This window comes from Roseovarius sp. TE539 (assembly GCF_003298505.1).
In the GTDB taxonomy this organism is placed as follows: domain Bacteria; phylum Pseudomonadota; class Alphaproteobacteria; order Rhodobacterales; family Rhodobacteraceae; genus Roseovarius.
Map to the genome: position 1 here is coordinate 89,749 of NZ_QNGB01000001.1, position 17,577 is coordinate 107,325.

Consider the following 17,577-nt stretch of genomic DNA (forward strand, 5'->3'; position numbering starts at 1 on the left):
GAAGCTTCATCGCACACGCCCCGTTCCTCGTTCTGGCAACCACCGATGGTGTCACTCTGGATGTTTCGCCCAAAGGCGACCCGGCCGGGTTCGTCAAGGTAGAGGATGATCGCCATCTGCTGATTCCCGACCGCCCCGGCAACAACCGGCTTGACGGGATGCTGAATCTCCTCAGGAACCCGCAGGTGGCGCTTTTGTTTCTTATCCCGTCCGTGGACGAAACCCTGCGCGTCAACGGCCGCGCGACCATTCCGGTGAAACGGCGAGCGACACATCGCAGGCCGCGGTCGAGGCGCGCTACCACCGCACACTTTACTGACATGCCGCGCGGCACCGGTCAGATCGGAACGAAATCCCCGGTGCTGGCACTGTATTGCTCGACCCGCCCTTCGCCGATATCCAGCCACAGACCATGCAGCGTCAGCAGACCGGCATTGACCGCCTCGGTCACGAAGGGAAAACTCATCATGTTCTCGAGCGAGACAAGCACCGCCTCCTTTTCCAGCGCATGGATACGCGCGCTTTCGTCGGATATCCCGCTCACACGCTCGTAACCGGGGCGCAGGATGTCCATCCAGCGTCCGACAAAGCTGGATTTCTGCTCCAGCGCCGGGGCATTGCCGGAACACATGTCATGGCAACCGCGCACGCCGCCGCAGTTCGAATGCCCCATGACAATCACATGTGCCACCTTCAGGGACGTCACGGCGTATTCCAGCGCCGCGGACGTGCCATGCTGCGCCCCGTCGGGTTCGTGCGGCGGGACCAGATTGGCAATGTTGCGGTGGATGAAGAACTCACCCTGGTCAGCTCCGAATATCGACGTGACATGCACCCGGCTGTCGCAGCACGAGATAATCATCGCGCGGGGGTGCTGCCCCTCCCCGGCAAGCCGCCGGTACCAGCTCTGATTGTCCGCATAAGAGGTCGCCTTCCAGCCGTGATAACGGTGAACCAGGTAGGTTGGCAAAGGCCGCGCATTCTTCATGTCTTGTTTCTTCCTGCGTTTCCCGACCGTCAATAACGGGGATTGTCGATGAATTCGAGCGACAATTCCGGCGTTCCGAAAGGATTTGGGAACTCCTTGGCCACATCATGCTTCCGTGCTCGGGGGCGCGAGACACAGGATGGATTCGTGAAACAGGTCAGGATGCTGGAACAGGAAGAGGCGGTTCACCTGGATTCCGCCCGGCTCAGGCTGCTTTATGACCGGCTCGGCAAGGCCGGTGCCGAAAACGTTGTCTGCCGCGCCCTCGAGGAACTGGCGCTGCGCCTGACCCATGCCGAAAGTTGCCACCGTCGCGACAAAAGAGATGATATGCGAAGATCGGCCCACAGCCTCATCGCCATATCCGAACAGATCGGGCTTCACCTGCTGGCCCGCGTGGCCGCGGATGTCACGGCCTGCATCGACCTTGAGGACAGGACCGCCCTCGCCGCGACCCTGGCGCGCCTTCTCCGTGTCGGCGAACGCTCGCTTTGCGAAGCCTGGGAATTGCAGGACCTCTCCATTTGACGGCTTGCGGGCGCCGCACGGACCGGTAGGCTGTGGGCATTGTTGCAATCATCCCGCAAAGGCGCCCGCATGACCCTCAAGTTCGCCCCCGCCGACGCCGACGCCATCCCGGTTCATGTGATCGACCAGGACGAATTCGACGACTGGGCCGCGGGCCAGCCCGATTTCAATGCCCGCTTCGCGCGCAGCGCCGGATTCACCGGTGCCGCCGGCAGCACGTTGCGCATTCCCGGTCCGGATGGCGCCATGGCGATGGTGCTGGCGGGCTACGGAACCGCGCAAACCCGGGCCCGTGGCCGCTTTCATCTCGCCACAGTGGCCTCCGGGTTGCCAAAAGGCACTTACCGGCTCGAAGGTCTGCCCCCCGACCGCGCCGCGCAAGAGGCCTTGGGCTGGCTCCTTGCCGGATATTCCTTCAACCGCTACCGTGAGCAATCCGCCTCCAAGGCCGCACTGATCGCCCCGGACGGCGTCGAGTCCTCAAGGCTCGAAACGATCGCAGCGGGGGAGGCGTTGACCCGCGACCTTATCAACACGCCAGCCTCCGACATGGGCCCGGCCGATCTCGAGGCCGCCTGCATGTCGCTCGCAAAGGATTTCGCTGCGGAATGCGCGGTCACGCGCGGCGCCGATCTGCTCGATGCCAATTTTCCGATGATCCACGCCGTCGGACGTGCGGCCTCCCCTGACCGTGCGCCACGCCTGCTCGACATGCAGTGGGGCGATGCCGGCCCCACGCTGACGCTGGTCGGCAAGGGCGTATGCTTCGATACCGGAGGGCTCGACATCAAGCCGGCCACGGGCATGGCCCTGATGAAGAAGGACATGGGAGGCGCCGCGACGGTCCTCGGGCTTGCCCGGATGATCATGGCCCTTGATCTGCCGTTGCGCCTGCGGGTCCTGATCCCCGCGGTCGAGAACGCGATTTCCGGCGATGCCTTCCGCCCCGGCGATATCCTCACGGCACGCAACGGCATGACGGTCGAGGTCAACAACACCGATGCCGAGGGCCGGCTGGTGCTTGCCGACGCGCTGGCGTTCGCCGGCGAGGATGAGCCGGCGCTGACCGTGTCCATGGCCACGCTGACCGGCGCGGCACGGGTCGCCCTCGGGCCCGATCTGGCCCCCTACTACACCGATGACACGGACGTCGCCTACGCCCTGGAGCGCGCGGCGGAACGGGTTGCCGATCCGGTCTGGCGCCTGCCCTTCCACACCCCCTACGAAGCGATGATCGAACCCGGGATCGCCGATCTCGACAATGCTCCGAAAGGCGGGTTCGCCGGCTCGATCACCGCCGCGCTCTTCCTGCGGCGCTTCGCAGGAGAGGGCCGATATGCCCATTTCGACATCTACGGCTGGACCCCCGCCGATGCGCCCGCGCGCCCGAAGGGCGGCGTGGGGATGGGGGCGCGCGCCCTGCTGGACGCATTGCCGGGGGCACTGGGGCTATGACCCGCCCGGTTCCTTCATCTTTCCGGAAATACTCCGGGGTGAATTGCCCCGGCCGGGGCCGGGGCAAGAGGGGCGGCGCCCCTCCGGTGCAGCCGTGACCGATCCGCGCCTCATCCCGGCCAACGGCCGTGTCGCTGCCGCGCATCTGCGCGGGCAGTTGTCGGCCGATGCCTTCGTCGAAGGCCGGCCGGCCCGGATCACGGCACCGCTTTCCGATCTGCTGCACCGCCCCTGCGGCCCGCGCGAACGGCAATTGCCCCTCGGGTCCGCCGTTACCGTGTTCGAGTGGCGGAAGGGGTGGTGCTTCGTGCAATCCGCCCGCGACCGGTTCGTCGGGTATGTTCCGGAAACCGACCTTGCCCCGCCCGGTCCCGAACCGACCCACCGGGTCGCCGCGCGAGCCACGCATCTTTACGCCGTGCCGGACATCAAGCAGCGCGAAAGGGCTCTCCTGACCCATGGCAGCCTGCTGCATGTCATCGCCGTGAAAGACCGCTTCGCCGAAACCCCGCACGGATTCGTCCCCGCCGCGCATCTTGAACCCGCCGACAGCCTTTCGCGAGATCCCGTCGCAGTGGCCGGGTTGTTTTTCGGCACGCCTTATCTCTGGGGCGGCAATTCGGCATCCGGGATCGACTGTTCGGGATTGATACAGGCCGGGTGCCTGGCCTGCGGCATCCCGTGCCCCGGCGACAGCGATCAGCAGGAGGCGGCGCTTGGCACCGCCCTGCCGCCTGAGGCGCCGCTGCGCCGCGGCGACCTTCTGTTCTGGAACGGGCATGTGGCGTGGGTGTCCGATCCCGGAACCCTTCTTCACGCCAATGCATTTCAGATGGCGGTAGGCCAAGAAGACCTTCAGGATGCCATTGACAGAATCGCCGCGCAGGGGGACGGCCCGGTGACCGCGCGCAAGAGATTGGAGGAACTCCATGGCTGACACCTTCTTTCACCCGGTTTCCGGGTTTGATCTGCCGCGCTTCGCCGGGGTGCCCACCTTCATGCGCCTGCCACATGTCCCGCAGAACCATCCGCGCCTACCAGAAGTCAATATCGGTCTCATCGGCGTGCCCTGGGACAGCGGCACCACCAACCGGCCCGGGCCGCGCCACGGGCCCCGGCAACTGCGCGACTCGTCGACCATGATCCGTGCTCAGCACCCGACCTCCGGCATGCGGCCCTTCGAGGCCGCCAATTGCGCCGATCTCGGCGATGTTGGCCCCAACCCCGCCGACATTCCCGACAGCATGACGCGCATCACCGAATTCTACGATGCGGTGTCCGGCGCCGGCATCATCCCGCTCACCGCCGGCGGTGATCATCTGGCATCGCTGCCGGTGCTGCGCGCGCTGGCCAGGACGGCGCCGCTCGGCATGATCCACTTCGACAGCCACACGGATCTCTTCCATTCCTATTTCAACGGGACGATGTACACCCACGGAACCCCCTTCCGGCGCGCCGTGGAAGAGGGGCTGCTGGACCCGGGCCGGGTCGTGCAGATCGGGCTGCGCGGCACGATGTATGACACCGAGGATCGCGATTTCGCCGCCGCCAATGGAATCCGGCTTATCCTGATCGAGGAATTCTTCGCTCGCGGCGTCGCGGACGTGATGGCAGAGGCCCGCGAGATCGTCGGCGCCGGACCGACCTATGTGAGCTACGACATTGATTTCGTCGATCCCACCTTCGCACCCGGCACCGGCACGCCCGAAGTCGGCGGACCCAACAGTTTCCAGGCGCTGCAGGTGGTGCGGGAGCTCGAAGGGCTGGATATCGCCGGCGCCGATCTGGTCGAGGTGTCACCGCCATTCGACACCTCCGGCGGCACCGCATTCCTTGGTGCGTCGATCATGTTCGAGCTTCTGTGCGTGATGGCCGGGCAACATGCCCGGGAAGGCAAGGCATGACCGTTTCATCGAACGAGGCCAACGCCGATCAGGCCGAACACTGGACCACCGAGGCGGGTCCAAAATGGGTCGGGCATCAGGCACAGCTTGACGCGCTGATGACGCCGGTACTGGATCTGTTGGTCGCCGCCGCTTCGCCCGCGCCCGGTGATCGAATTCTCGATATCGGCTGCGGCACCGGCGCCAGCACCCTTGAAGCCGCGCGCATGGTCGGCGCCTCGGGCCATGTGACCGGCGCCGACATTTCGCCAACGCTCCTTGACCGGGCGCGGGAACGCGCGGCAGCGGCGGGGCTGCAGAACACCACCTTTCTCAACGTTGACGCCCAGACACATGATTTTCCGCAGGCGCGGTTCGATCGCATGATGTCGCGATTCGGGGTAATGTTCTTCGCCGATCCGCCTGCCGCCTTCGCCAATATCTCGGGCGCCCTGGTGCCGGGCGCGCAGCTGACGTTCGTGGCCTGGGCCGGGGTGGCACATAACCCATGGTTCGACATTCCGCGCCGGGCCGCCACGGATCAACTGGGCGACATGCCTGCGCCGGATCCCCATGCGCCCGGTCCCATGGCCTTTCAGGACACCGATCACGTTCTTGGTCTGCTTGCCGAGGCCGGGCTTGAAGAGGCAACTGCCGAGATTGCCGAGATTTCGCTCACGCCGCCGGGCACCGCAGCCGAAACCGCCGCCTTTGCCTGCGAGGTCGGAATGGCCGCACGGATGATCCGGGAATTCGGCGCCTCCGAGGCTGACGCGATGCAGATCGAACGCGCCGTTGCCGAGGCCTTCGTTCCCTTCGAAACCGATCACGGCCTGCGTGTGCCGGCGCGGCTCAACCTCTATCGCGCCAGAACTCCCGCCTGAGCAACGGGTTCAGATCTTGCCCTTCCACGGCACAAGCCATGCCTCGGCCTTGCGCATCAGGATGTCGATGCCGTAACCGATGATCCCGATCAGGATGATCCCCATGATCACGATATCGGTCAGCTGGAACCGGCTGGCGACCATGATCATCATGCCGGCGCCCTTTTCCGCCGCCACCAGTTCCGCGGCAACCACCGTGCCCCAGCAGACACCCATCGCCACCCGCGCACCCGTAAAGATCTCGGGCAGGGAATTGGGCATGATCACATGGCGCATCAATTGCCACTTGGAGGCTCCCAGCGAATAGGCCGCATGGACCTTCGAAATCGCCACTCCCGAAACGCCAGCCCGCGCCGATATCGTCATGATCCACAACGCGGCAAGAAACAGAAGGATGATCTTGCCGCTCTCACCGATACCCGCCCAGATGATCACCAGTGGAATGAGGGCCAGCGGCGGCACGGGACGCATGAATTCCACGATCGGATCGAACCAGCCGCGGAACCAGTCGCTCAATCCCATCGCATAGCCCAGCGGGATCCCCACGAGCGCCCCGAAGAAGAAGCCGACGATAACGCGGTACAAAGACCAGTAGAGGTGTTCCCAGAGCGTGAAGTTCTGATACCCCTCGCGTGAGATTTCGCCCACGCGCGCCACCACGTCCTCGGGGGGCGGAAGCCATATCGGCTCCATCTGCATGCCCTTGGCCGGGCTGAAATTGAGCGACCCCTTGGAGGACATCACCACCTTGCCGTCGTCCACGCGCACCGTCTTGCCGGGCGTGATGGGTTTGCCGTCCACGGCGATGACCTGCGCCCCGTCCTTGCGCGTCACCTCGTCGTTGCGGTCCATCAGGATCAGGTCCGACCGCCAGGCGCCAACGGTGATCGTGTCGTTCTTGGCAAACCCTTCACCGGGCTCGATCTCGCGCTCCTGCACATCGTCGCCGACGCGGAACACGCGGGCGAAAATCGTCGCATCGTCGGTCCGGCCGTCCGGCGCCTCAAGGGTGTAGGTGAATTCGGTATCGCCGACGAAAGGCCCGGGCGCATGTACGGGCACCCAGGACGATCCGGTGAACGCGCCCCACAGCAGGAATATCGTGATCACCGATATCACGCTCGCCCAGCGGTCCGGCCTCACGGCGCTTTCGTCACCGAACGTGACCGTCTTGAGCGACGTGAAATCGTGCCGCTCCATCATCCGCTTAAGGCCCAGCCGCACCACGGCGAAGGCAACCGCGAAAACCGCGACATATATCAACAGCAAGGTCATGCGCCTGCCCCCTCGGACCGGCCCATGATCTCTTCTTCCATATCCCAGATCATCGAAAGGATTTCCTCGCGCTTGACTGCGAATTCCGGGTCTTTCTTGACCTCGCGCAGATCCTTGCCGACGCCGTTATCGGCAAAGGGCAGGCGGTATTCCTTGTGGATACGCCCGGGGCGGGGCGCCATCACCAGGAGGCGCTCACCCAGCAACAGCGCCTCCTCGACCGAATGGGTGATAAGGATGATGGTCTTGCCGGTTTCCTTCCAGAGCTTGAGAACAAGGCCCTGCATCTTCTCGCGCGTCAGCGCGTCCAGCGCACCCAGCGGTTCGTCCATCAGGATCACGTCCGGATCGTTGGCAAGGCAACGTGCCAACGCCACGCGCTGCTGCATGCCGCCCGACAACTCGTAAACCGCCTTCTCCTTGAAATCCTTCAGGCCCACCACCTCCAGCAGGTGATCGACCGTTTCCTTGTATTCCGCCTTGCGCTGCCCCCGCATCCGGGGCCCGAAACTCACATTGTCGCGAACGCTCATCCATTCGAAAAGCGCCCCCTGCTGAAACACCATGCCGCGCTCCGCGTCGGGGCCGCTGACCTTGTGCCCGCTGAGGGTGATCTGCCCCTCGGTCGGGGCCAGGAACCCGGCAACAATGTTCAACAGGGTCGTCTTGCCGCAGCCCGAAGGCCCCAGAACGCTCATTAACTCGCCTGTTCCGAGTTCGAGCGAGACATCCTTCAGCGCCTGAACATGCTCGCCGTTGGGCAGGTCGAAACGCATCGACAGGTTCTCGATGGTCAGTGTGGACATCGCCACGCCTCCTGTCCGTCATGGCCGGGGTGCGGCGGGGACGGGCGCGCCGTGACGAAGCCCGCCCCTGCCGGTGATCCGCGTGAAGCGCAGCGTCACATGCCCATGGCGGACGAAAGCGGGCCGGTATTGACGTTGCTCTCGTAGGAGGAAAGCGCGGCGTCGATGCTGCCGGCCTCGACGAAAACATCCGCCACGCCCTTCATGAATTCCTGTGCGCCGCCACCCAGCCATTTCCCGGTGAGCTGCTCCTCGGCGGAGGGAAAGACGAAGGTCTCGATCGTGGCACGGGTCGCTTCGATATCCATGCCGCTGTCTTTGGCGATGACAGGCAGCATCTCTTCGGTGTGCTCGCCGCTGTTCCACATGTCGTTGGCGTTGGCCGTGACCTCGAGGAACGCACTCACCACGTCGGGGTTTTCCGCGATGAACGCGGCGGGTCCGGAGGTCACGTCGAACACCAGGATACCCAGATCCTCCTTTTCGGCGCCGGTCAGAAGGACATTACCGTGCTCCTCGGCCCGGCGCAGGCTGCCGCCCCAGCCGCAGAACATGTCAACCGCGCCCTGCGCTATGGCAGCGGCCCCCTCGGGCGGGGCCATGTTCACCACCTCCATGGTCGAGATATCGACACCGAAATGGTTCATCTGCTTGAGGAACCCGTAATGCGCCGCCGTGCCCAGAGGCACCGCCACCTTCTTTCCGGCCAGTTCACCGGCGCTGTCCTTGTCGATCTCCAGTTCCTCTGCCACCACGCAATTGTCGTTGTCCGAATAGCTGACCGCCACGTCGACAACCTGAAGATCCTGCCCGGCGCTCGTCGCCACGACGAAGGGCGGAACACCCTGGCTTACGGCAAGATGAACGTCGCCACTTGCCATTGCGGCGCTCATCGCGGTGCCGGTGTCGAACGCCCGCCAGTTGACTTCCATGCCCAGCGCCTCGTCGTAATCGCCGTTCACCTTGCTGTACTGGAACGGCATCGGCCATTCGAGAAAATAGGCCACCGTGATGCTCTCGGCCGATGCGGCCGTCCCGGTTGCGAGCATCGCCGCACCCGCGGCCGCCGAGAAGAGGTTGGACTTCAATGTCATGTGGTTAACTCCCGTTGGTTGACGTCTTGTCTTTTGCGGCCGGACCGCTCCCGCCTTGTTCCGGGGGCTCCGATGCGGCTGCAGGGCAATGGGCCACGCGCGGCCCTTCATCCATCCATCATCCGATCCGAAATTTTTGCGCCGATCAATGTTTTTGTGAAACATCCCGGGGCCTTTTGGCTTTCATGAAACGGCGTTTCCGATAATCGCAACAAATTTGCGCAACGATGACATGCTGTTAGCCGGGCGGGGGTGCAGGGCCCGGCATGACTGGCCTTAAACAAAGCGCGTGGCTGGCCCTATTCCCGCAAACCCTTCACAGGCTCAATGACTGCTGTCATGATACCCGGCGATCCCCCCGCGCGGGCCGAAAGCAGATGGAGCATCGTCATGGACGGCAAGTTTCTCGACAACGATATCGAAAAGATCGTGGACGCTGACCGCGCCCATGTCTGGCATCACCTGATCCAGCACAAACCCTTCGAAACCGGCGAACCGAAGATCATCGTCGAGGGAAAGGGCATGCGCATCTGGGATCAGAAGGGCAAGGAACATATCGACGGCGTCTCCGGCGGGGTCTGGACAGTGAATGTGGGGTACGGCCGTGAGCGCATCGCCAACGCGGTGCGCGACCAGCTTCTGAAGCTGAACTACTTCGCCGGCTCGGGCGGATCGGTACCCGGCGCGCTGTTCGCCGAGAAACTGATTTCCAAGATGCCCGGCCTGACCCGCGTCTACTACACCAATTCCGGCTCCGAGGCGAACGAGAAGGCGTTCAAGATGGTGCGCCAGATCGCCCACAAACACCATGGCGGGCGCAAGCACAAGATCCTCTACCGGGACCGCGATTACCACGGCACCACCATCGGCTGCCTCAGCGCCGGCGGACAGGACGAGCGCAACGCCCAGTACGGCCCTTTCACGCCGGGTTTCGTGCGGGTGCCGCATTGCCTTGAATACCGCGCCTTCGAACAGGAGGGCGCCCCGCGGGAAAACTATGGCGAATGGGCCGCCGACCAGATCGAGAAGGTCATCCTTGCCGAAGGGCCCGACACGGTTGGCGCGCTCTGCCTGGAGCCGGTCACCGCCGGCGGCGGCGTCATCCCCCCGCCCGAGGGCTATTGGCCCCGCGTGCAGGAGATCTGCCGCAAGTACGATGTCCTGCTGCATATCGACGAGGTGGTCTGCGGCGTCGGGCGCACCGGCACGCACTGGTTCGGTTACCAGCATTACGGGATCGAGCCCGATTTCGTCACCATGGCCAAGGGGGTGGCCTCGGGCTATGCAGCGATTGCCTGCTGCGTCACCTCCGAACGCGTGTTCGAGATGTTCAAGGACGACGACACGGACCCGTTGAACTATTTCCGCGACATTTCCACCTTCGGAGGTTGCACCGCCGGGCCCGCGGCGGCGCTGGAAAACATGGCCATCATCGAAGAGGAGGGCCTGCTGGAAAACACCACCGCCATGGGAGAGTACATGACCGGGCGGCTGCATGACCTGGCCGAGCGCCACGCGGTGATCGGCGACGTGCGCGGACAGGGGCTGTTTCTCGGGGCAGAACTGGTCGAGGACCGTGAGAGCCGCGAGCCGGTCGCCGAAAAGCGTGCGCAGGCCGTGGTTGCGGACTGCATGGCACAGGGTGTGGTGATCGGGGTGACCAACCGCTCCGTACCCGGCTACAACAACACGCTCTGCTACTCACCCGCGCTGATCGCCACCCGCGACGATATCGACGAGATCATCGAGGCGACGGACAATGCCCTGACCCGGGTGTTCGGCTGATCCCGGCAATTGACCCGCCGGCGGAGGCGGACCGCCTTCGCCGGGATGCCTCCGGCGGGAGTATTTTCGGAAAGATGAAGGCGGATGTGCTTTATTCGTCCCGCGCCTGACAGGCAGGGATGGGCGAGCCGCGTGCCCACTGTTCCATCGCGGCTTGCACGGCCCGGTCGGGTGTGTTTCCTTTATGAGGGGCGCGGCTCAACCCGAGGCGCCCGGCTGACCTGACGGAGCCGATTGCCGTGAAACGCACCATTCCTTTCATAATCCCGCTACTTGCCGCCACCCCCGCCGCCGCGCATCTGCCGCCGGGCGAGTACGGCTCTTTTCTGGCCGGGGTCACGCACCCCCTTTTCGGGCTTGATCACGTTCTGGCCATGATCGCCGTGGGCCTCTGGGCCGCGCAGATCGGGGGGCGCGCGCTTTGGCAGGTGCCCACCGCCTTCGTCGTTGCAATGCTTGCCGGGTTCGGGGTCTCGCTGGCGGGTGGACCGCTGCCCTTGGTGGAGCCCGCGATCCTTGGCTCGATTTTCATTCTGGGTGCGTTGGTGGCACTGGCGCTGCGGCCCACGACATTCGTGGCGATCCTCACGGTCAGCGTGCTTGCCCTTTTTCACGGCCATGCGCATGGCGGCGAACTGGGCGGAGCGCAGGCCTTGACCTTCGGTGCCGGATTCATGATCGCCACTGCCGGGCTTCATGCCACCGGGCTTGCGGTGGCAGTGCTTTTTGCCCGCGCCCTGAGCGCCGGGAGTGGCATTGTCCTGCGCCTGCTGGGCGGGGCAACGGCCCTTGGCGGGCTGTCGCTGGCTTTCGGCTGATCCGGACGGCCGCGACTACTCCCCGAGGGCGACGCGGCTGTCGGCGGGGGCCTCCGCGCGGTCGGTCATGCCGTAATCCCGCATCACGTGCGCGACGCGAAGCCGGTAGCCGGCGAACACCTCGTCGCGCCCTTGTCCCTGCGCCCGGCGGTGGGCGTCGAGCCTGCGCCAGCGCTCCACCGCTGCCTCGTCCTCCCAGAACGAGATGGACAGCAGCTTGTCGGGATCTGTCAGGCTCTGGAACCGTTCCACACTGATGAAACCCTCGACCGATTCCGCCAAAGGCCGCATCCGGCTCGCGATATCAAGATATTCTGCCTTGCGGCCGTCGGCCGGTATCACTTCGAAAATCACCGCGATCATGGCGTGCCCTTCCCCTTGCAACCGGTGACGCGCGATGAACGGATCGAACATTCCGTTTCCGCAGCCCTCCGGATTCTGTACAAAACCCGTGTACAGAATGAATGGAATGAAGAAAACGCCGCCGCCATGCCAGCCCTTTGCCGCGATTGCCTTCTGACGATGGATCCTGCCCCGCGCTGCCCGGCATGCCGGAGTCCGCGTGTCTTGGCACATGAGGAACTCTTCACCCTCTCCATCGCCCACATGGACTGTGATGCGTTCTATGCCAGCGTCGAGAAACGCGACGATCCCGCGCTGGCCGACAAGTCGCTGATCATCGGCGGGGGGCGACGCGGGGTGGTTTCAACCGCCTGTTACATCGCAAGGATTCGCGGCGTTCATTCGGCCATGCCGATGTTTCGTGCGATGGCGCTATGCCCCGAAGCGGTGATATTGCCGCCGCGCATGGACGTCTATGCGGACGTCTCCCGCGAGATCCGCGCGATGATGGAGGAACTGACACCGGCGGTTGAGCCGCTATCGCTTGATGAGGCGTTCCTGGACATGACCGGCACAGCCCGCCTGCACGGCGCTCCACCCGCTGTCATGCTGGCACGGCTTGTCCGGCGCATGCGCGACGAATTGGGTCTGACGGGATCCATCGGTCTGTCACACAACAAGTTTCTGGCGAAGGTCGCCTCGGATCTCGACAAGCCGCATGGCTTCTCGGTGATCGGAGAAGCGGAAACTGCGGATTTCCTGCGCGACAAGCCGGTGCGGATGATCTGGGGCGTCGGGCAGACCGCGCAGACTTCACTGGAGGAGGCCGGCATCCGCAGTTTCGCGGATCTTCTGCGTTGGGACCACCGCGATCTCACGGCGCGCTTCGGCAGCATGGGCGATCGTCTGTGGCATCTGGCGCGGGGCCGGGACAATCGAAGGGTAAGCGCGAACTCCCCGATGAAATCCATCTCGAATGAAACGACATTCGGAGAAGACACCGCAGACGCCGATATTCTGGACGGTCACCTCTGGCGGCTTTCGGAAAAGGTCTCGGACCGGGCCAAGGCAAAGAGGCTGGCCGGCCGGACCGTCACGCTCAAGCTCAAGCGCGCCGATCACGGCCTGATCACACGTCGGATATCGCTGCGTGATGCAACGCAGATGGCCGATACGATCTACCGCGCGGCCCGCGGGCTGATGGACCAGGCTGGCGGGGGCATAGCCTGCCGTCTGATCGGCGTGGGAATCTCGGGCCTTTGCCCCGAGGCCGGCGGCGATCTTTCGGGCGATCTTCTGGATCCTCAGGCCGATCGGCGCGGCATCGCCGAACGGGCCACGGACGATATTCGCCGCCGTTTTGGCGCCGACGCGATCCTGAAAGGACGTGCCCTGCGCTGAGACCGGATCATTCGGCAGCGAGGGACAGACGGGATGGACGCCCGATATCGCTGATCTCTGCAATGACGGACCGCAGAACTTTCTTGAAGCCCTCGAAGTTTCCGTTCGGACGGATGGACTGTTCGTTCATGTAGAGGGATCTGTCGATCTCGATCTGCACGGCATGGCGCCCGCGTGCCGGGCGGCCGTATTTCTGTGTGATGTAAGCCCCGGCAAAGGGCATGTTGCGCACCACGGTCAGACCGGCATCGGCGAATGCCGCCTCGATCCGGTCCACGATCGCCCCGTCAGCCGCCGCGCCGAACCTGTCGCCCAAAACGATCTCGGGGCGCCGGACACCGCGCTGCGAGATCGCATCCATCGCCTCATGCGGCATCGAATGGCAATCAATCAGGATCGCCTCCCCGAACATCAGGTGCGCCTGATCCATCTGGCCTTGCAACGCTTCGTGATAGGGGCGCCAATAGGTGTCGATACGCTGCTGTGCTTCCTCCACCGAAATCTTGCCGGAGTAGATCGCCTTTCCGTTCGCCACGACGCGCGGGATCACACCCAGCCCCGACGCGACGCGCGGATTGTGCCCCGAGCGGCTCACACCGTCGATCAGCGCGGGATCAAGTTCGTCCGGAGCCCGGTTGAGATCCACGAAGGCACGCGGCGCGCCGGCCTTGATGAACGGCGCACCCATCTGCGGGGCAACCTCGAACAGGCGGTCGACATAGGCGTCCTCGGAACTGCGCACGGAATGTTCGTTCAGGCGTGTCCGGCGCAGGAACGTCCAGGGATAGTCGCTCCCGCTGTGAGGCGAGGCAAACACCACGCTGGTAAGCCGCTTCTGCGGATGGATGACCTCGTAGGCGAACTTGGGCATGGAACCTCCTGCTGCACCGCATCATAGCTTGAAAGAATCCCAAACCAAAAGCCCTTGATCCCCCCCACGACTCCTTTTATAGAACCGCGGACCGGCGCGGATTTCCGCGCCCCTCTTACTTCGGGGCCAGGGACGGCGGCGGAAAACCGGGCGGTTAGCTCAGCGGTAGAGCACTTCGTTGACATCGAAGGGGTCACTGGTTCAATCCCAGTACCGCCCACCATGAATTCATCGCCCCGCATTCGGCCGGGCGCCCGCAACCACAGGCGCTGGCCCGCGCCGCGACAGACAGGAGAGACCGATGAAGGTCAAGAACTCGCTCCGCTCGCTCAAGAACCGGCATCGCGATTGCCGTGTCGTGCGCCGCAAAGGCCGCGTCTACGTCATCAACAAGACCCAGAAGAAGTTCAAGGCCCGTCAGGGCTGAACCTCTCCTCGCGTCCGGATGATCGGGCTGACCCTGCCTTCGGGCGGGGTTTTCGCGTTTACGGGCTTGCTCCTGACGGACGCACCGGGTTGACTGCGCCCCGGGACCATCACGCAGGAGCTCGAGGTGCGACAGTCACAAGCAATGCCAGAAACTGTTGTGGTCATCGGTGCCGGCATCTGCGGTGTGTCCACGGCGATCTGGCTGCAGCGCGCAGGCCATCGCGTGACACTGATCGACCGGGCCGCGCCGGGGGCAGGGGCGTCTTACGGGAATGCCGGGCTGATGGCCCAATGGGCCCTTGTTCCGGTTTCGACGCCCGGCTTGATCCGCACCGGATTGAAATACCTTGCCGATCCGGGCTCGCCGCTTTTCCTGCAATGGCGCCGCCTGCCGGAAATGTTACCGTGGCTCGCGCAATTTTCCCTGCGTGCCAATGACCGCGACACACGCCATACAGCGCAGGCTCTGCTTCCGCTCGTCGGCGACAGCGTTGATCAGCACCGGGCGCTCGCCGCGGGGACCGGCGCCGAGAAATGGCTGCAGGACAGCGATGTAAGCTTTGCCTACCCCACGCGCGCCGCCTTCGATGCGGACCACTATTCCTGGGCGCTGCGAGAGGAGGCCGGCCTGCGGCCCGAAATCGTCGAAGGCGCGAAGGTTCAGGAAGCCGAGCCGATCCTCGGCGATGCGATCCGGTGTCTGGCGGTCCTGCGTGGTCATGGCCACATTGCCGATCCGGGTGCCTATGTCACCGCCCTGGCACGGGGATTCGAGGGAATTGGCGGGCATATCGTCCGGGCCGATGTGAAGGATGTCCAGATCGAGAACGGGCAGATCGCCGCGGTGGACACGGATGCCGGGCGCTTCGCCTGCGGCCGGGCCGTGCTTGCTGCTGGCATTCACTCACGGCCGCTCATGCGAAAACTCGGCCTCAAGGTGCCGCTGATCGCCGAGCGTGGCTATCACCTGATGTTCCGCAACCCGTCGCAAATGCCACGCAACCCGATGATGATGACCACCGGCAAGTTCGCCGTCACGCCCATGCAGGGCGGGCTGCGCTGTGCCGGGACGGTTGAATTCTCCCATCCCGATGCCCCCCCTTCGCCCAAGCCTCTGCGCTTGTTGCGCCGGCATGCGGCACGTGCCTTCCCCGGCTTGCGGCATGACGCGGTTGAGGAATGGGTGGGCAGCCGCCCTTCGACACCCGACAGCCTGCCATTCATAGGCGAAATCGGGGCAACCGGCATTTTCGCCGCCTTCGGTCATCAGCATGTCGGCCTCACGGCCGGCCCCAAGACCGGGCGCTGGGTGGCCGGGCTGATTTCGGGTCAGCCGCCCAACACGGATCTTTCGCCCTACGATCCTTGCCGCTACGGCTGAGCGGGGCATCCTCTTACTGCTCCGCGGCGGCGCGCAGGGCCTCCATCTTGCCGGTCAGGACCTTGTGATACCGATCGTTGATCAGTTTTCCCGCCTCGTCGAATTCATTCTCGGCACCGGCAATACAAAGCATCGGCCCAGGCAGAACATGCGCCTGAAGCGGAACAAGGCAGCTCATCAGCATGAACTGCCCGGTCTCGCCCCCGGTGCGGCCGGCATTGGCTGACATCGTTACGGTCAGCTTGTTCTTGAAAACCGGCCCCTTGACGCGGCTGATCCAGTCAAGCGCGTTCTTCATGACACCGGTGATGCCCTTGTTGTACTCAGGCGAAGAGATCACGATCGCATCGGCGTTGCGCAGGTGATCGGCCAGGACATGCACCGCTTCCGGCACCCCGCGGGAGGATTCAAGATCACCGTCATAGAGGGGCAGGTTCAGGTCCGCCTCGACAACCTCGGCGGGTCCGAAGGCATGAACCGCCTCGCGCAGGAGCATCCGGTTGAAGGATCCGGCCCGTAGTGATCCCGAGATCGTTACAAGCTTTGGCGTCGGCATGGGGTCTTGTCTCCATTCTTGTGTTTGCTGCCCCCTATCTGGCCCCGGTCGACGCCGAGGCAAGGCATACGGGGCGCACATGCGATGTGCGACAGACGGCAAAAAAGCCCGGCTGCGGGACAGCCGGGCCAGGTAGCCATTGCTGGCGGGGGAAGACGGTTACCAGTCTGCCGGCCCCTTGTCCGCAAAGGACTGGACAAGGAAATCAATGAAGGCGCGCACCTTTGGCTGGGTAAAACGGCCGGGAGGATAGACAGCATAAATGCCCTGTTTCTCAAGGGGGAGATCGGGAATTGCATCTTCCACCAGCCCTTTCTCCATCGCACCGGCGTAAAGGAAACTGGGCAGATAGGCGATCCCAAGACCCGAGATCGCCGCATTCAGAAGCGATTGCCCGTCATTCACCGAAAGCCCGCCGGCGGTGCGCACCTGTCGCTTTTCGCCCGATGGTGCGGTCAGCTTCCAGACGGCGCCGCCCGACTGGCTGGAATAATGCAGGAGCTTGTGTTCATTGAGGTCGTCGATTTTCTGCGGACGTCCGAATTTCTGGAAATAGGACGGGCTCGCGATCATGCGCTTGGTGGTCTCGGTCAGCTTGCGGGCGCGCAGCGTGCTGTCCTCCAGTTCACCGATGCGCACCGCCATGTCGAAACCTTCCGATATCAGCTCCACGTAGCGGTTGTTGAGCACCATGTTCACCGTGATATCGGGAAATTCCTCGAGAAACTCGCCCAGCACCGGGCTGAGATGATTGACCCCGAAATCCGTAGCCACGGAAATGCGCAGAAGGCCGGACGGGTCCGATTGCATCGAACTGACCAGCGCATCCGCCTCACCGGCATCGTTGAGCACCCGCAACGCGCGGTCGTAATAGGCAAGGCCGATCTCCGTCGGACTGACCCGCCGGGTCGTGCGGTTGAGAAGCCGCGCACCGAGCCGCGCCTCAAGCGACGAGACATGCTTCGACACCGCCGATTTGGAAATGCCCATCTTGCGCGCCGCATCGGTGAATCCGCCCTGGTCCACGACGGTGGCGAAAGCTTCCATTTCGGTCAGTCGGTCCATACCTCGATACCCTTGC

The 17,577-nt window shown here is 64.2% G+C and carries 18 protein-coding genes, 1 tRNA gene and 1 pseudogene; 12 read left to right on the forward strand and 8 right to left on the reverse strand.

The genetic code is table 11. The features are described from left to right. Positions 1-32: 32 nt before the first annotated feature. A pseudogene (locus DQW77_RS18430) lies at positions 33-191 on the forward strand (pyridoxamine 5'-phosphate oxidase family protein); the annotation flags it as partial. A 146-nt stretch (positions 192-337) separates the two neighbouring features. Here DQW77_RS18430 and DQW77_RS00455 read toward each other — a convergent pair. After that, positions 338-988 (reverse strand): carbonic anhydrase, encoded by a 651-nt coding sequence (locus DQW77_RS00455; RefSeq protein WP_113256204.1) that lies wholly within the window; start codon positions 986-988, stop codon positions 338-340. Between the two features lie 147 nt (positions 989-1,135). Between DQW77_RS00455 and DQW77_RS00460 the strand changes: the two genes are divergently transcribed. From DQW77_RS00460 to DQW77_RS00480, 5 genes are all read left to right on the forward strand, one after another. Next, positions 1,136-1,516, forward strand: a complete 381-nt coding sequence (locus DQW77_RS00460; protein ID WP_258523621.1) for a hypothetical protein — start codon at positions 1,136-1,138, stop codon at positions 1,514-1,516. Between the two features lie 69 nt (positions 1,517-1,585). Further along, positions 1,586-2,971, forward strand: coding sequence for a M17 family metallopeptidase (locus DQW77_RS00465; protein WP_113256205.1), 1,386 nt, complete (start codon positions 1,586-1,588; stop codon positions 2,969-2,971). A 94-nt stretch (positions 2,972-3,065) separates the two neighbouring features. Further along, positions 3,066-3,908, forward strand: a complete 843-nt coding sequence (locus DQW77_RS00470) for a C40 family peptidase (protein WP_181711164.1) — start codon at positions 3,066-3,068, stop codon at positions 3,906-3,908. Then, positions 3,901-4,875 carry an agmatinase gene (locus tag DQW77_RS00475; RefSeq protein WP_113256207.1) on the forward strand — a complete coding sequence of 325 codons (975 nt, stop codon included), beginning with the start codon at positions 3,901-3,903 and terminating at the stop codon, positions 4,873-4,875. The genes DQW77_RS00470 and DQW77_RS00475 overlap by 8 nt, the downstream gene beginning before the upstream one ends. Further along, on the forward strand, positions 4,872-5,738 hold the full coding sequence (locus DQW77_RS00480) for a class I SAM-dependent methyltransferase (protein ID WP_113256208.1): 867 nt from the start codon (positions 4,872-4,874) through the stop codon (positions 5,736-5,738). The genes DQW77_RS00475 and DQW77_RS00480 overlap by 4 nt, the downstream gene beginning before the upstream one ends. Before the next feature lie 9 nt (positions 5,739-5,747). On the opposite strand, the gene DQW77_RS00485 is transcribed toward DQW77_RS00480, so the two are convergent. The 3 genes from DQW77_RS00485 to DQW77_RS00495 all read right to left on the reverse strand — a co-directional run bounded on the left by DQW77_RS00485 (position 5,748) and on the right by DQW77_RS00495 (position 8,913). Then, the gene (locus tag DQW77_RS00485; RefSeq protein WP_113256209.1) at positions 5,748-7,013 is read right to left on the reverse strand and encodes an ABC transporter permease; all 1,266 of its coding nucleotides are present in this window, start codon (positions 7,011-7,013) and stop codon (positions 5,748-5,750) included. After that, entirely contained in the window at positions 7,010-7,819 is an 810-nt protein-coding gene (locus DQW77_RS00490) for a taurine ABC transporter ATP-binding protein (RefSeq protein ID WP_113256210.1), read from the reverse strand. The genes DQW77_RS00485 and DQW77_RS00490 overlap by 4 nt, the downstream gene beginning before the upstream one ends. Before the next feature lie 95 nt (positions 7,820-7,914). After that, positions 7,915-8,913: an ABC transporter substrate-binding protein gene (locus DQW77_RS00495; RefSeq protein WP_113256211.1), complete on the reverse strand. Its 999-nt coding sequence runs from the start codon at positions 8,911-8,913 to the stop codon at positions 7,915-7,917. A 390-nt stretch (positions 8,914-9,303) separates the two neighbouring features. Between DQW77_RS00495 and DQW77_RS00500 the strand changes: the two genes are divergently transcribed. Together DQW77_RS00500 and DQW77_RS00505 are read left to right on the forward strand one after the other, a co-directional pair. After that, entirely contained in the window at positions 9,304-10,698 is a 1,395-nt protein-coding gene (locus DQW77_RS00500) for an aspartate aminotransferase family protein (protein ID WP_113256365.1), read from the forward strand. A 239-nt stretch (positions 10,699-10,937) separates the two neighbouring features. After that, positions 10,938-11,516, forward strand: a complete 579-nt coding sequence (locus tag DQW77_RS00505) for a HupE/UreJ family protein (RefSeq protein WP_113256212.1) — start codon at positions 10,938-10,940, stop codon at positions 11,514-11,516. A gap of 15 nt (positions 11,517-11,531) precedes the next feature. On the opposite strand, the gene DQW77_RS00510 is transcribed toward DQW77_RS00505, so the two are convergent. Next, positions 11,532-11,879: an antibiotic biosynthesis monooxygenase gene (locus tag DQW77_RS00510; RefSeq protein WP_113256366.1), complete on the reverse strand. Its 348-nt coding sequence runs from the start codon at positions 11,877-11,879 to the stop codon at positions 11,532-11,534. 126 nt (positions 11,880-12,005) lie between these two features. Here DQW77_RS00510 and DQW77_RS00515 point away from each other — a divergent pair, with 126 nt between their 5' ends. Next, positions 12,006-13,259 (forward strand): DNA polymerase IV, encoded by a 1,254-nt coding sequence (locus DQW77_RS00515; RefSeq protein WP_113256367.1) that lies wholly within the window; start codon positions 12,006-12,008, stop codon positions 13,257-13,259. A gap of 7 nt (positions 13,260-13,266) precedes the next feature. On the opposite strand, the gene DQW77_RS00520 is transcribed toward DQW77_RS00515, so the two are convergent. Beyond that, a complete protein-coding gene (locus DQW77_RS00520; protein WP_113256213.1) occupies positions 13,267-14,130 on the reverse strand; it encodes an N-formylglutamate amidohydrolase in 864 nt (287 codons plus the stop codon). A 148-nt stretch (positions 14,131-14,278) separates the two neighbouring features. Here DQW77_RS00520 and DQW77_RS00525 point away from each other — a divergent pair. The 3 genes from DQW77_RS00525 to DQW77_RS00535 all read left to right on the forward strand — a co-directional run bounded on the left by DQW77_RS00525 (position 14,279) and on the right by DQW77_RS00535 (position 15,940). Continuing rightward, positions 14,279-14,353: transfer RNA gene (locus tag DQW77_RS00525), tRNA-Val, on the forward strand. Between the two features lie 78 nt (positions 14,354-14,431). Further along, positions 14,432-14,557 carry a type B 50S ribosomal protein L36 gene (ykgO, locus tag DQW77_RS00530; RefSeq protein ID WP_113256214.1) on the forward strand — a complete coding sequence of 42 codons (126 nt, stop codon included), beginning with the start codon at positions 14,432-14,434 and terminating at the stop codon, positions 14,555-14,557. Positions 14,558-14,701: 144 nt separating this feature from the next. Beyond that, positions 14,702-15,940 carry an FAD-binding oxidoreductase gene (locus tag DQW77_RS00535; protein WP_113256215.1) on the forward strand — a complete coding sequence of 413 codons (1,239 nt, stop codon included), beginning with the start codon at positions 14,702-14,704 and terminating at the stop codon, positions 15,938-15,940. A 13-nt stretch (positions 15,941-15,953) separates the two neighbouring features. Here DQW77_RS00535 and DQW77_RS00540 read toward each other — a convergent pair whose 3' ends face one another. Both DQW77_RS00540 and DQW77_RS00545 read right to left on the reverse strand, forming a co-directional pair. Beyond that, positions 15,954-16,496 carry an NADPH-dependent FMN reductase gene (locus DQW77_RS00540; protein ID WP_113256216.1) on the reverse strand — a complete coding sequence of 181 codons (543 nt, stop codon included), beginning with the start codon at positions 16,494-16,496 and terminating at the stop codon, positions 15,954-15,956. Positions 16,497-16,655: 159 nt separating this feature from the next. Next, entirely contained in the window at positions 16,656-17,561 is a 906-nt protein-coding gene (locus tag DQW77_RS00545) for a LysR family transcriptional regulator (RefSeq protein ID WP_113256217.1), read from the reverse strand. Positions 17,562-17,577 lie beyond the last annotated feature (16 nt).

Bases quoted from the DNA above. Each gene is read 5' to 3' on its own strand.
- DQW77_RS00455 (WP_113256204.1), bottom strand. From the start codon at position 988: ATGAAGAATGCGCGGCCTTTGCCAACCTACCTGGTTCACCGTTATCAC.
- DQW77_RS00540 (WP_113256216.1), bottom strand. From the start codon at position 16,496: ATGCCGACGCCAAAGCTTGTAACGATCTCGGGATCACTACGGGCCGGA.
- DQW77_RS00480 (WP_113256208.1), top strand. From the start codon at position 4,872: ATGACCGTTTCATCGAACGAGGCCAACGCCGATCAGGCCGAACACTGG.
- DQW77_RS00545 (WP_113256217.1), bottom strand. From the start codon at position 17,561: ATGGACCGACTGACCGAAATGGAAGCTTTCGCCACCGTCGTGGACCAG.
- DQW77_RS00475 (WP_113256207.1), top strand. From the start codon at position 3,901: ATGGCTGACACCTTCTTTCACCCGGTTTCCGGGTTTGATCTGCCGCGC.
- DQW77_RS00500 (WP_113256365.1), top strand. From the start codon at position 9,304: ATGGACGGCAAGTTTCTCGACAACGATATCGAAAAGATCGTGGACGCT.
- DQW77_RS00535 (WP_113256215.1), top strand. From the start codon at position 14,702: ATGCCAGAAACTGTTGTGGTCATCGGTGCCGGCATCTGCGGTGTGTCC.
- DQW77_RS00515 (WP_113256367.1), top strand. From the start codon at position 12,006: ATGCCAGCCCTTTGCCGCGATTGCCTTCTGACGATGGATCCTGCCCCG.
- DQW77_RS00485 (WP_113256209.1), bottom strand. From the start codon at position 7,013: ATGACCTTGCTGTTGATATATGTCGCGGTTTTCGCGGTTGCCTTCGCC.
- ykgO (WP_113256214.1), top strand. From the start codon at position 14,432: ATGAAGGTCAAGAACTCGCTCCGCTCGCTCAAGAACCGGCATCGCGAT.
- DQW77_RS00465 (WP_113256205.1), top strand. From the start codon at position 1,586: ATGACCCTCAAGTTCGCCCCCGCCGACGCCGACGCCATCCCGGTTCAT.
- DQW77_RS00510 (WP_113256366.1), bottom strand. From the start codon at position 11,879: ATGATCGCGGTGATTTTCGAAGTGATACCGGCCGACGGCCGCAAGGCA.
- DQW77_RS00490 (WP_113256210.1), bottom strand. From the start codon at position 7,819: ATGTCCACACTGACCATCGAGAACCTGTCGATGCGTTTCGACCTGCCC.
- DQW77_RS00495 (WP_113256211.1), bottom strand. From the start codon at position 8,913: ATGACATTGAAGTCCAACCTCTTCTCGGCGGCCGCGGGTGCGGCGATG.
- DQW77_RS00520 (WP_113256213.1), bottom strand. From the start codon at position 14,130: ATGCCCAAGTTCGCCTACGAGGTCATCCATCCGCAGAAGCGGCTTACC.